Annotated in this window: 11 protein-coding genes; 8 read left to right on the top strand and 3 right to left on the bottom strand. The window is 49.3% G+C overall.

Annotated features, from left to right (window positions below; genetic code table 11):
• Positions 1 to 305 precede the first annotated feature (305 nt).
• Complete coding sequence (locus QQL66_RS16495) at positions 306 to 1,637, top strand: sphingomyelin phosphodiesterase (protein ID WP_284382906.1); 1,332 nt, start codon at positions 306 to 308, stop codon at positions 1,635 to 1,637.
• An 86-nt stretch (positions 1,638 to 1,723) separates the two neighbouring features.
• Here the strand turns inward: QQL66_RS16495 and QQL66_RS16490 are convergent, their stop codons facing one another.
• The gene (locus tag QQL66_RS16490; protein WP_284382904.1) at positions 1,724 to 2,743 is read right to left on the bottom strand and encodes a GGDEF domain-containing protein; all 1,020 of its coding nucleotides are present in this window, start codon (positions 2,741 to 2,743) and stop codon (positions 1,724 to 1,726) included.
• Positions 2,744 to 2,848: 105 nt separating this feature from the next.
• Between QQL66_RS16490 and QQL66_RS16485 the strand changes: the two genes are divergently transcribed.
• A complete protein-coding gene (locus tag QQL66_RS16485; protein ID WP_284382902.1) occupies positions 2,849 to 3,331 on the top strand; it encodes a thioesterase family protein in 483 nt (160 codons plus the stop codon).
• Here QQL66_RS16485 and QQL66_RS16480 read toward each other — a convergent pair.
• Positions 3,290 to 4,951: a Na/Pi cotransporter family protein gene (locus QQL66_RS16480; RefSeq protein ID WP_284382901.1), complete on the bottom strand. Its 1,662-nt coding sequence runs from the start codon at positions 4,949 to 4,951 to the stop codon at positions 3,290 to 3,292. The two genes, QQL66_RS16485 and QQL66_RS16480, sit on opposite strands and share 42 nt — an antisense overlap.
• A 188-nt stretch (positions 4,952 to 5,139) precedes the next feature.
• Here QQL66_RS16480 and QQL66_RS16475 point away from each other — a divergent pair, with 188 nt between their 5' ends.
• From QQL66_RS16475 to QQL66_RS16450, 6 genes are all read left to right on the top strand, one after another.
• Entirely contained in the window at positions 5,140 to 5,523 is a 384-nt protein-coding gene (locus QQL66_RS16475; RefSeq protein ID WP_284382900.1) for a MerR family transcriptional regulator, read from the top strand.
• Positions 5,524 to 5,593: 70 nt separating this feature from the next.
• Positions 5,594 to 6,760 carry an isovaleryl-CoA dehydrogenase gene (locus QQL66_RS16470; RefSeq protein ID WP_284382898.1) on the top strand — a complete coding sequence of 389 codons (1,167 nt, stop codon included), beginning with the start codon at positions 5,594 to 5,596 and terminating at the stop codon, positions 6,758 to 6,760.
• A gap of 187 nt (positions 6,761 to 6,947) precedes the next feature.
• Positions 6,948 to 8,492 (top strand): carboxyl transferase domain-containing protein, encoded by a 1,545-nt coding sequence (locus tag QQL66_RS16465; protein WP_284383466.1) that lies wholly within the window; start codon positions 6,948 to 6,950, stop codon positions 8,490 to 8,492.
• A gap of 11 nt (positions 8,493 to 8,503) precedes the next feature.
• Positions 8,504 to 9,322 carry an enoyl-CoA hydratase/isomerase family protein gene (locus QQL66_RS16460; RefSeq protein WP_284382896.1) on the top strand — a complete coding sequence of 273 codons (819 nt, stop codon included), beginning with the start codon at positions 8,504 to 8,506 and terminating at the stop codon, positions 9,320 to 9,322.
• Positions 9,322 to 11,358, top strand: coding sequence for an acetyl-CoA carboxylase biotin carboxylase subunit (locus QQL66_RS16455; protein ID WP_284382894.1), 2,037 nt, complete (start codon positions 9,322 to 9,324; stop codon positions 11,356 to 11,358). Before QQL66_RS16460 ends, QQL66_RS16455 begins: the two co-directional genes overlap by 1 nt.
• The gene (locus tag QQL66_RS16450; protein WP_284382893.1) at positions 11,358 to 12,275 is read left to right on the top strand and encodes a hydroxymethylglutaryl-CoA lyase; all 918 of its coding nucleotides are present in this window, start codon (positions 11,358 to 11,360) and stop codon (positions 12,273 to 12,275) included. The genes QQL66_RS16455 and QQL66_RS16450 overlap by 1 nt, the downstream gene beginning before the upstream one ends.
• Before the next feature lie 3 nt (positions 12,276 to 12,278).
• On the opposite strand, the gene QQL66_RS16445 is transcribed toward QQL66_RS16450, so the two are convergent.
• Positions 12,279 to 13,166 (bottom strand): LysR family transcriptional regulator, encoded by an 888-nt coding sequence (locus QQL66_RS16445; protein WP_284382892.1) that lies wholly within the window; start codon positions 13,164 to 13,166, stop codon positions 12,279 to 12,281.
• Positions 13,167 to 13,220: the final 54 nt, after the last annotated feature.

Below are 13,220 nucleotides of genomic sequence, written 5' to 3'. Positions count from 1 at the left end.
GACGAGTTATGTCAGATAGGCCAAACATTGTAGCCAGCCTCGAAATACATGCAATGATTTCAGCGGTCAAGTTAGGGAATAGCAGACATTCTTGTGTCGTGTAATCAGAATGTTTGTTGAATAGGTGTTTAATAAAGCAGGTAATAAGTGACAATTTTATGGGCCGAAGTGCCTAATTGTCCGAATATGACTTCATTTGTCTCTTTAGTGTCATGATTTGTCCTTAGATTGTCGCCACTTTTGTTCATAAACTAACCAAGTTTGTAAATAAAAATAACTAAAAAACAGTATAAGGAAGCAAACACATGGCTCTTAGACGATTACTTCTTCTTATTGGATTCGTTCTCAGCCCGCTCGTTTCGGCCGAGAGTTACATCTATTTGACTAACAACACAATGGATACCTTATCCATTGATACTGCCCAAACCGGACACACCAACATTACTCACGGTAATGAGTGGGAACAGCTTGCAACAGAAGTTCCTCCATTGGGGACGGTAAAATTCTTGCGATTCAATCGTGATGACGGCATCAAGTGGGGTAAAGATTACTACTTCACTACGACAGTAACCGGTGGTGGTGAAAGTTATACCCTAAGACAAAAACTGGAAGGTACTATGACCTTCTCTAAAATGTGGCTGTCTGCGGAGTCTGATCCTTGGTACTACGACCGTGAAATTCACTCTATTCGTGTGAATGATGAAGGTACAGGTACTGACTTGGCGTTTAAATCAGAAGTTGCACGTATCTCTGGCGATGACATTCGTTATGTTATCCACGATAACTTTGAAAAAGAAACAACTGCGGACTACAGCAACCAGTTGAAAGTATTGAACTACAACACGTGGGCATTGCTACCTGGCATCATTGCTAAGAACACCGGTGATCGTTTGGATACCATTGCTGAATATGTGAAAGGCTATGACGTTGTGGTCTTTGAAGAAGTGTTCGATCCAATCTTAACGGCTCAATTCCGTTCTGCGTTGCGTGATGAGTACCCATTCCAGACTGACATTCCTTGGGAATTCGGCAAAGTGTTGAACGGTGGTTCTTTCATTGCTAGCCGTTGGCCGATCGTTCAGCAAGACAGCGATGTGTACGATGCGTGTCGTAACGACGGTTGTTTGGCTGCGAAGGGCATGAACTATGCTCAAATCGTGAAAGGCAGCAACAACTATCATATCTTCGGTACGCACACTCATGCGTATACCGGTGCAGAAGACATTGCTGTTCGTTTCCAACATCTGGCGCAACTTAAGGCGTTCGTTGATGGTAAGCAAATCCCATCTTACGAGCCAGTGATCCTGGCGGGTGACTTCAATGTGGATAAGATTCACTTCCCGGCTGAACATCAGGATTTCTTGACGGTATTGAATGCGACTGAGCCACAAGCGATTGGCGAGTACGAGTACTCTTATGCGGGTCCGGTGAATGTGTATGCGGATGACGAGTTCAATGAGTATCTGGACTATGTGCTTTATTCAAACGAGCATTTGGCGCCATTCTACTCAACGAACAAGCTGCTAACACCGCGTAGCATCGAAGAAAAACATTGGGGATCTTGGGATTTGTCTGACCACTTCCCAGTGGCGGGTGAGTTTGAGTTCCCATTACCAAGTGAATACGTTGGTAAATAAGTACTGAATAACGACGTCGTTATTATCTTCCCTTAATCTCGTTTGCGGCTATTACCTTGTGTACTAGCCGCTTTTTTATGCCTTCCTTATAAGCTCACAACTTGATTCCGACCGTTATCTTTTGCCTTGTACAAGGCCTTATCGGCGCGATCGATCAACGAAAGTTCAGTATCGTCCGGGCCAGCAAAGGACAGACCGAGTGATGCGGTTACTTTGGAAACCGACGTGCCGGACTTTTTGTCTTTCAGGGTTAAAGACGCGATACGCTTGAGGGTATTTTCCGCCAGTATTTTTGCTTCCCGCATGGTGGTTTTTGGCATCAGAATAGCGAACTCTTCGCCCCCGAATCGGCAGGGAATGTGATGGGTTTCTTCACAGGCATCGTGTAACACTTGAGAAATGGCTTTTAATACCAAGTCACCCATTAAGTGGCCATAGTTATCGTTGAACTGTTTAAAGTGGTCGATATCGACTAACAATAAAGCCAGTGAATTGGATGAATCCTTGTCGGCAAAGGCCACCGACAAGCTGCTGTCGAAATGGCGCCGGTTGTAGAGTTTGGTCAATGGATCGGTTTCTGCGGCTGCACGGGCTTCTTTCAGCTCTTTTTTAAGGCGGGTGATTTCGTGCTGAGCATCGTCCAACACATGGTGGAAATCCTGAGTGTTTTTACTCACCAGACGGGTTTTTTCCGCAATCGTATTAATGACGGTTCTTAAATCGGCCTGAGTGCCTGGGTCGTCCAACTGTTTCAGGGAGTGAGCAAGTTGCTTCTCTAAATCGCCTGTACTCTGCTGAGTCTTATTGGCCGACTCACTCATGCTGTTCATCACGGATTGATAGCTGTCTTCCAGCTTTTTATCCACCACCAATAAGTCGTTGATGATGTATTTCTTGTACAGATCCAGAGTTTGTTGAGGCGTGATACTACCTTGCGCTTTTAGAAGTTGTTGAAGCTCTTTATTCAGTCCTTGATATGTTCCGGATGCATACGCATACCAGATGCCGTAGTTATACGGATTAACTGGTACTTTGTGTTGTGTCATCTCCGGTATGGCGGTTTTTAAGAGGTCTGCAGCATCTTTTACGGTTTCAGAAAATTTCATAGCATCCATTCATTATGACAAAGAAAGAAAAGATCAAAGCAAGTACACTAGAGTTTAGCCAATCTTTGGCAATTAAACTTGATTAATGTCATTTAGGAGAAATTCATGGCGCGGTTAACCTTGGAGTTGCCTGAAACCTTTGTTTTTTCATGCCAACAGGTGGTTCGAGTGACGGATTTGAACTATGCCAATCATTTAGGCAACGATGCGATGATTTCGTTACTGCATGAAGCCCGATGCCAGTTTCTCGCTCATTTTGGCTTTTCCGAGTCCGACATCGATGGCCTGGGGTTGATGGTGACCGATTTGGCGACCATCTATAAATCCGAGTGTTTTGCGGGTGAGGAACTGACCTTCGAAGTTGGGGTGATGGACTTCAATAAGTATGGCTGTGATGTCATTTATCGTGTCACTAAAAATGAAGGCCAGACAAATCCAGAGCAAACAAATCAAGAGCAAACAAATCAAGGGCAAACAAGTCAAGTCCAGACGCTGGTGGCTCAGGCCAAAAACGGCGTGGTCTTCTTTGACTATCACCAGCGTAAGTTAGCTCATGTGCCCGAGATTTTTCGTACTGCGTTTGAGTAGTCGAAGGCTCTCAATCATCTGACGGTTTGAGCTGAGCAATTCCCGGTTTACATTCAACAGGGTGGAGGAGTCCAGCTCGCTAATGCCTTTCTCCCGACTTTCCTGATAGAGCAGATGGCTGAATGCGTCGTGCATTTTTCGCAGGCTGTCGTAGAGATCCCGGATGTCTTCCTTATCGATATGTTCTACGTCTTGATAGAGCGTCAGGATGTGTTGATAAAAGTGTTGTTCGATGCCTAATAGATTGTTTAAGTAATCGGACAAACCTGTCCGATCGGGGTGTCTGAAGGATGCCAGATCGTCGCGGATGTCTTTAAGGTTTTTGGCTGCATAGACAGCGCTTCTGGCCGATTGCAATAACAGCAGTAATCGGTTTCCATCACCTTTTGATAGCGATCCTTGTTGTAAGGTACTGGCGTACTCGACCAGTTCTCCTTCAAGGGTTTTCAGTCGGTTGTAACGCTCCTGATATTTCAATGCCGAATCAAAGGCTGACTCAATGTCTTGTTTCAGTGATGTAGGGATCGTCAGCTGCTGGACATTAATCTTGAGATTGCGAAGGTTGATTTCGCTGGACTGAATGAACAAACGGCAGACTTCCTTTTCAACTGCAAGCAAGGCTTCTGGAATGGTATCTGTGGGCACGTTTTGAATGTATTTACGAACTTCGTCATCATCCACGAATAGGTGCTCAAGATAACGACTAAAGCGCTGAAGAAGCGGAAGAAACAATAGAATTCCAAGGAAATTAAACAGGCTGTGGAAGGCCACCAGGCTATACAGTGGGTCCGTGATATCCAGCCAGCCCATGATTCTGGGGAGCAATGGCAGAAGTAAGATAAAGGCCAGTAGATCGACCACCAGATTAAACAGCACATGCGACATCGCAACTTGCTTCTTGGTGATGCTGCCCTTGAGGGCTCCGAGGGCCGTGGTGCTGGTGGTGCCTAAATCCGCGCCTATGATTAAAGCCGCGCAGGAGGGCAAATCGATGATGCCGGCATTCAGTGCACTCAGGGTGATCATCATGCTGGCGGAACTGGATTGAATGATGGCGGTGAACAGTGCACCTGCCAGCAGATAGGTGATTGGGTGCCAGCCCCGAAGTAACTCTATGTTCAGATTCTCAGCGACGGATTCAATGCTGGTCTTCATCAGATCCAGACCAAATAACAGTAATCCAAAGCCGAGGAATGTCAGCCCGATCTGGTTCAGGCGTTTCTCTTTGTCGCTACTGACTGCCAGTAAGCAACCGATGCCTACGGTGGGTATGGCTAATGCCGACAAGTGCATTTTGAAACCCAGGGTGGTAACGATCCAACCAGTGAAAGTCGTACCCAGGTTCGCACCAATGACCACGCCAATGGCATTGTAGAGTGGGATCATGCCCGCGCCGACAAAGGCCAGTACCATAAGGCTGACCATGGAAGAGCTTTGGACAATGGCGGTGGTGATGATGCCGCTGAAAACACTGGAAAAGGCATTGTTGGTGGAGCGTCTGAGAAACTGCCGAAAGGAATTGGTACTGAGCTTTTGTAATGCGTCTTCCAGCGTCATCATTCCAAACAGGAAAATCCCGAGTCCTGATAGCAGACCCCATAAATCCACACCATCAAACACGTCACTATGTCCTTTTCTCAGTGAGTTGATCTGTTCAGTATCGTTTATTCTGGCTGATTTTGTCGCGCTCAGATCAACGTTTATTCCCATTTTTCTAGAGAGTCTTTTCTTGAATTCCAGGCTATATTGATGATAGGTTTACCTTTACGTTAACGTAAATTAATTCAGAAGTTATTAGGTAGTAGTAAATGAGTAAGTCGAAGACCTATTCGATCAGTGATTTAGCCGCCGAGTTTGATATCACCCCACGCGCGATTCGCTTCTATGAATCAGAGGGGTTGCTGAACCCTGAGCGAGAAGGGCAGAAGCGTATTTATCACCAGAAAGATTATGTATTGCTGAAGTTGATATTGCGTGGCAAGCGCCTTGGTTGGTCGTTGGCAGAAAGCAAAGCCTTACTCGATCTCTATGATCCGGAAGAACGTAACCGGGAGCAGTACCGACAAGTGCTAGAGAAAATCGAAGACAGTCGGCAGCGTTTAGAACAACAGCGCAGAGACATTGAGTTACTGATGCTGGAGCTGGATGAGCATCAAGCGCGGGTAGAGCACGCAATGCTTGAGAACAGTTAACCATCGTTCGTAACAACATGATTCCCTGAACTAACAATAAGAATACCGTTACCTAACGGGAGGGCACCCCATGAAAAGTCAGTACACCAGTTTAAATTTTGGTCTCGGTGAAACCATAGACCTGCTACGTGAGCAAGTGAATGAATTTGCGGCACGTGAAATTGCACCCATTGCAGAAGCTGTGGATAAGTCGAATGAGTTTCCGAACGAGTTGTGGAAAAAGTTTGGCGACATGGGGCTGCTGGGCGTAACCGTTTCGGAAGAATACGGCGGCGCCAATATGGGGTATCTGGCGCATGCGGTGGCGATGGAAGAAATCAGCCGGGCATCCGCTTCGATCGCACTTAGCTATGGCGCGTTCTCCAATCTGTGTGTGAACCAGATTTACCGCAACGGTAATGCGGAACAGCGTGCCAAGTATCTGCCAAAATTGGTGGCGGGTGAATGGATCGGTGCTTTGGCGATGAGCGAGCCAAATGCGGGCTCCGATGTGGTGAGTATGAAGTTGTCTGCCGAAGATAAAGGCGATCACTATGTACTGAACGGCAGCAAAATGTGGATCACCAACGGCCCGGATGCCGATGTGTTGGTGGTCTATGCCAAGACCGATGCCTCCAAAGGGCCGCATGGCATGACTGCCTTTATCATTGAGCGTGAATTTGAAGGCTTTTCCACAGGCAAGAAACTCGACAAATTAGGGATGCGTGGTTCGAACACGGCGCCGCTGTTCTTCGATGATTGTATCGTGCCGAAAGAGAACGTGCTGGGTGAAGTCGATAAAGGCGTTGCGGTGTTGATGAGTGGGCTGGACTATGAACGCGTCGTTTTGTCTGGTGGCCCGACCGGCATCATGCAGGCCTGTATGGACGTGGTTGTACCTTATATTCATGAGCGCGAGCAGTTCGGTAAAGCGATCGGTGAATTTCAGCTGATTCAGGGCAAGGTCGCCGATATGTATTCCCGAATGAATGCTTCAAAAGCCTACTTATATGCCGTCGCGTCGGCTTGCGATCGTGGTGAAACCACCCGTAAAGATGCGGCCGGTGTGATTCTCTATACCGCAGAAACGGCCACGCAAATGGCGTTGGACGCGATTCAGATTCTGGGCGGTAATGGCTATATCAATGATTATCCGACAGGACGTTTGCTGCGCGATGCTAAGCTTTATGAAATTGGCGCCGGTACCTCGGAAGTTCGCCGTATGTTGATTGGTCGTGAGTTGTTTCAGGAGTCCTGATAACGCTCTATGTGGTGTGTGCAGTACTTTGGCTTGGTGAGATGGAAAGATCTCCCTTTTGCTTTAAAGGCTGCAGCACAGGATTCACTTAAGACACTTACTAAGAACAGTTGTTGGAAGGTGTAAGTTGCAAATTACCAGCAAGATAGATACAAAATCTCCGACGTTTTCAGAAAATAAACAGAAAATGCAAGCCTTGGTGGATCATCTGAATACCCTGGCGGCGAAGATCGCTGAAGGCGGTGGTGAAGCAGCGCAGCAGCGTCATTTGGCGAGAGGAAAGCTGTTACCTCGTCAGCGTATTAATGAATTGCTTGATCCAGGCAGTCCGTTCCTTGAGATCGGTCAGTTGGCGGCCCATGAGGTGTATGGCGAAGAGGTCCCCGCTGCGGGTGTCGTGGCCGGTATCGGTTATGTGTCTGGCCAAGAATGCATGATCGTTGCTAACGATGCGACGGTCAAAGGTGGCTCTTATTATCCACTGTCGGTGAAGAAACACCTGAGAGCACAGACCATTGCCGATGAAAACAACCTTCCTTGTATTTATCTGGTGGACTCAGGCGGTGCCAACCTTCCAAGACAAGATGAGGTGTTCCCGGATCGCGAGCACTTCGGTCGTATTTTCTTCAATCAGGCCAATATGTCGGCCAAAGGCATTCCGCAAATTGCCGCAGTGATGGGCTCTTGTACCGCAGGTGGTGCGTATGTACCGGCGATGGCGGATGAGTCGATCATTGTGAAAGAACAAGGCACGATTTTCCTGGCCGGGCCACCGTTGGTGAAAGCGGCCACGGGCGAAGAGGTGACAGCCGAAGAGCTGGGCGGCGCCGATGTTCACTGTAAAACCTCCGGTGTTGCCGATCATTACGCCAATAACGATCACCATGCGTTGGCCTTAGTGCGTCAGTCGGTGAGTCGTCTGAATCGGGTCAAACCTCAACAATTGGATATTACCGAGATCAAGCCGCCGAAGTACGACCCCAGTGAATTGCATGGCGTTGTCCCAGGGGATCTGAAAACCCCGTATGACGTGCGGGAAGTGATCGCACGGGTGGTGGACGATTCCGAATTTGATGAATTCAAAGCCTTGTTTGGCACGACTCTGGTGTGCGGCTTTGCCCGTATCTTCGGGATGCCGGTGGGCATCGTCGCTAATAATGGCATTTTATTCTCGGAATCCGCTCAGAAGGGCGCGCATTTTGTGGAATTGTGTGCTCAACGCAAGATCCCGTTGGTGTTCCTGCAGAACATTACCGGCTTCATGGTGGGCAAAAAATACGAGTCTGAAGGTATCGCCCGTCATGGTGCCAAGATGGTGACGGCGGTGGCGTGTGCCAAAGTGCCGAAATTTACCATAGTCATCGGTGGCAGTTTTGGTGCCGGAAACTACGGTATGTGTGGTCGCGCTTATGATCCTCGCTTTATGTTCATGTGGCCGAATGCCCGCATCTCTGTGATGGGCGGTGAGCAGGCGGCAGGCGTACTTGCGCAGGTGAAACGCGCAGGCATGGAAAAACGCGGTGAAAGTTGGTCTGATGAAGCCGAACAAAGCTTCAAACAACCTATTGTTGAAGGCTATGAACAACAAGGTCATCCCTATTATTCCAGTGCCCGTTTGTGGGACGACGGGGTGATTGATCCCGCCGAAACCCGAAATGTCTTAGGCATGTGTTTGTCTGCCTCATTAAACGCACCGATCGAGGATACTCGATTCGGCATATTCAGAATGTAAGGGGGAAGGTGATGTCCTTGGTACTTGTAGAGCAGAAACAACCGGGCGTGCTTTGGTTAACCCTCAATCGTCCTGAAATCCATAACGCCTTCAACGATGAAGTAATCAATGATTTGTTGGAACAACTGGATAAGGCCGAAAGTGACCCCGAGATCCGGGTGCTGGTGTTGGCATCGTCGGGGAAAAACTTCAGTGCGGGCGCAGACTTGAATTGGATGAAGTCGATGAAAGACGCCTCCTATGAGGAAAACATCTTCGATGCCTTGCAGTTAGCGAACCTTCTGTACCGCTTGAATCACTGTTCGAAACCGACCATTTGCCGGATTCAGGGTGCAGCTTTTGGCGGCGGTGTTGGCTTGGTCAGTTGCTGTGATATGGCGGTGGCGGTGAAGTCGGCGACCTTTGCTTTATCCGAAGTCAAAATCGGTTTGATTCCTGCGACCATCAGTCCTTATGTGGTTCGAGCGATGGGTGAACGCAATGCGCGACGTTTCTTCCAGACCGCTGAAACATTTACTGCCGAGCGCGCCAGCGCCATGCGCTTGTTGCATGAAGTGGTGGAGACCGAGGCAGAAATGGATGCCCAGATTCAGCTGTGGATCGATGGTTTGTTGGCTAATGGCCCTCATGCGATGAGCGAATCCAAACGATTGATTGGTGATGTGGTGGCGCGTCCTCTGTCCGAAGACATTCTGCGTTGTACTTCTGAGTGGATTGCCAAAGTGCGTATTTCGCCTGAAGGACAGGAAGGGCTGCGGGCGTTTCTCGATAAGCGTAAACCGGATTGGCTGGCGCATACCAACATCCCTGGCTTGAAGGAGAACCCTTAATGTTCCAGAAGATCTTAATCGCGAACCGAGGGGAAATCGCCTGTCGAGTGATTCGAACAGCCAAGAAACTGGGTATTCAGACGGTAGCGGTGTATTCCGACGCCGATGCCAACGCACAACATGTGCAGTTGGCGGATGAAGCGGTTTATCTGGGGGCGGCGCCTGCCAAAGAAAGCTATTTGGTGATGGCTAAGGTGATTGAAGCCGCTCAACGTACCGGAGCACAGGCAATCCATCCGGGCTATGGGTTTCTCTCTGAAAATGCGGCGTTTGCCGATGCCTGTGATGATGCTGGCATTAAGTTCATTGGCCCCAGCGGAAATGCCATTGCGGCGATGGGCTCGAAGTCCAAAGCCAAAGCCTTGATGGAAGAGGCCAAGGTGCCTTTGGTGCCTGGCTATCACGGTGACATTCAAGACCCGGATGTGCTCAAGCAACATGCGATGGACATTGGCTTTCCTCTATTGATCAAAGCCAGTGCCGGGGGTGGCGGCAAAGGTATGCGGGTGGTGAATTCGTTAGCGGAGTTTGCGACTGCACTGGAAGCGGCGAAACGCGAAGCGATCAATGCCTTTGGTGACGATAAGGTCTTGCTAGAGCGCTATGTGTTGCAACCTCGTCATGTGGAAATTCAGGTGTTCTGTGATCAGTTTGGCCAAGGGGTGTATCTCTTTGAGCGGGACTGTTCCATTCAGCGTCGTCATCAAAAAGTGGTGGAAGAAGCGCCGGCACCGGGTGTCTCACAAGAACTGAGGCAGCGCATGGGCGAAGCGGCATTACGAGCGGCTCATGCCATCGGTTATGAAGGTGCTGGCACGGTGGAGTTTCTGCTCGATCAATCGGGTGATTTCTTTTTCATGGAAATGAATACCCGATTGCAAGTTGAGCACCCGGTGACAGAGTTGATTTCGGGTGTGGATCTGGTGGAGTGGCAGTTAAAAGTCGCCGATGGTGAAACGCTGCCTAAAACGCAAGAGCAGCTGTCGATTCGTGGTCATGCTATCGAAGTGCGGTTGTATGCGGAAGACCCGGACAACGAATTCTTACCGTCGGTGGGGCGCATTGAGCATCTGCAGTTTCCTCAAACCTCTCATCGGGCTTGGGCTCGGGTGGACTCAGGGGTAGTCACCGGGGACGATGTATCGATGCATTACGATCCGATGATTGCCAAGGTCATTGCCCGGGGGGAAGATCGCGGACAAGCGTTGGAACGGCTCAAAGGCATGTTACGTCAAACCTATCTGGTCGGGCCGACCACCAATCGGGATTACCTGTTACGGATACTGTCCGTACCTGCGTTTGCGAATGCCGAATTAACCACGCACTTCATTGAAGAACACCAGGATGTCTTGGTAGAGGCGGATCACCCTGCCTTAGACACCGCTATTGCCATCTGCAGTGCTTGGTTAGTTGATCAAAGAGGGGTGGCGCAACGACACGGCTCAGAAGGAATGACAAGCTTCCTCAAGAACTGGCGTATGAATTTACCTGCCAGTGAGTCCATGGTGCTCAAGTCTAATGATGCGAATTATCCGGTGACGGTGACGGCGAATGAGCAAGGGTATCGTGTGGCCCGCATCGGTAAGGGACATCAGGTTCGCATCGAACAGGGTGAGACGTTTGATCATGCGGTGTGGATTGATGGGCAGAAGATTCCGGTCCATATTTATCATGATCCGGCACAAGCACGCATTGCCTTATTCTTTGCCGGCAGCCAGCTGTTATTAGAGCAGGCTAAGCCGGATTTAGGTCTACAGGATCACAGTGCCGACGAACACGGTGTGATTGCGCCAATGCATGGCAATGTGGTGGCGGTGTTGGTGTCGAATGGTGAACAGGTTGTTAAAGGTCAGGCGTTGGTGATCATGGAAGCCATGAAGATGGAACATACCTTAACCGCGCCTTACGATGGTGTGATTTCACACATCGCCTATCAAGGCGGTGATCAGGTGGAAGAAGGGCAGGCGCTGCTTGAAGTTGAAGAGCAAAGCGCTGATGTTGAGACTGAGGTCTCTGTCGAAGAGGGTGTCAATTAATGGCCATTCTTGCTTCGCAACCTTTGCCAGAGAAGGTGCGTATTGTGGAAGTGGGGGTGAGGGATGGATTGCAGAACGAACAACGCATCATCCCTACCGATGGTAAGTTACGCTTGATCGATGGTCTGGTCAGTGCCGGCGTCACGCATTTGGAAGCGGGCAGCTTTGTGTCCCCGAAATGGGTGCCTCAAATGGCGGACTCATCCGATGTCTTCCATCGTCTGCATCGAAAGGACGGGGTTCGCTATGCGGCGCTGACCCCAAATTTAAAAGGCTTGGAAGCCGCGATTGAAGCCGGTGCGTCTGAAGTTGCGATCTTTGGCGCCGCCTCTGAAGCCTTTAGCCAAAAGAACATTAACTGCTCCATCGCGGAAAGTCTGTCGCGGTTTCTGCCGGTCGTCCGCCTGGCCTATGAACATGATATTCCTGTTCGGGGCTATGTTTCCTGCGTCATGGGGTGTCCGTATGAAGGTGAGATTTCGCTTGAGAGAGTGGCCGAAGTCAGTGCGGAACTGATGGAACTGGGCTGCTATGAAGTCTCTCTGGGTGACACCATTGGGGTGGGAACACCGTTGAAGGCGCAACAGATGATTAACTGTGTGTCTCGGAAAGTACCGGTGAAACAATTAGCCGTTCATTTTCACGACACCTATGGTCAGGCGTTGGCGAATATTCTGGCAGCGCTGCAAGCCGGAGTAACCGTGGTAGATTCTTCCATTGCCGGTTTAGGTGGTTGCCCTTACGCAAAAGGCGCATCTGGAAATGTCGCAACAGAAGACCTGGTGTATATGCTGAATGGATTGGGCATAGACAGCGGAATCGATTTGGATCGGCTAATTCACGTTTCAAATGCCTTTTGTCGGGACAATGAGTTGATTCAGCGATCCAAGGTGGCATTGGCTCGGTCTGTAGAATAAATCCTAAAGTTCCACGCCTGTGGCCAATTCAAAAAACGCCTGGGTAAAGGCATTTGGTTCTTCGTTACTGCGTATGCCTAGGTGGATCTGTTTTTGAATGCCGTCCTTCCCTAATCGAACCGCCTGAATTGGCAGGCTGGTTTGATATTCTTCAACCAGCCATTTGGGCAAAGTGGCAACGCCGCGATTGGCTGCGACCATTTGCAACATCATTTCTGTGGCTTCAATCATCTTGTGTTGTTTCGGTGAGCACATAGCCGGGAATAAAAAGAGCTGGAAGATATCCAGTCGGGCGGCATCTACCGGGTAGGTGTAGAGCACCTGATTAGCCAGGTCTTTGGGTTGTACATAATTTTTTTGTGCATAGGGGTGATCCTGATGCACCACCAGTACTTGCTCATAGTCGAAGACCGGAGAGAAGCGAATGCCGTCTTTTTCAATGGGGTCCGGCGTCACCAGGATATCGATGTCATGATTGAACAGCGCGGCCATGCCGCCAAACTGGAACTTCTGTTTGACGTCTACATCGACGCTGGGCCAGTCGGCCAAGAAGGGTTTGACGACCTTCAACAGCCATTGATAACAAGGGTGGCATTCCATGCCAATCCGTAACACGCCTTTGTCACCTTGGGCGTACTGCAACAGGGTCTCATCCAGTCGTTCCAGTTGCGGCAGTAAGCGTTTGGCCTCTTTCAGTAAGTATCGCCCGGCCTGAGTCAATTGCAGATGTCGGCCTTCTTTTATCCACAGCGGTGTACCCAGTTGAGATTCCAGCTTTCGCATGGTGTGGCTGAGTGCCGATTGAGTCAGGAACAATTCGTTGGCGGCAGCGGTTAATGAACCGTGTCGATCCACTTCTCTTAATATCTTTAGATGGCTGCGTTCAATCATGAGGTTTCCTAAAGAGGCTTGGGGCTATTTATGAGAAATATTAATGGATTGTTG

This window comes from Litoribrevibacter albus (assembly GCF_030159995.1).
Taxonomy (GTDB): Bacteria; Pseudomonadota; Gammaproteobacteria; order Pseudomonadales; family Litoribrevibacteraceae; genus Litoribrevibacter; species Litoribrevibacter albus.
The sequence above is the reverse complement of the archived record's forward strand: the minus strand, read 5'-3'. Positions and strand labels throughout refer to the sequence as shown.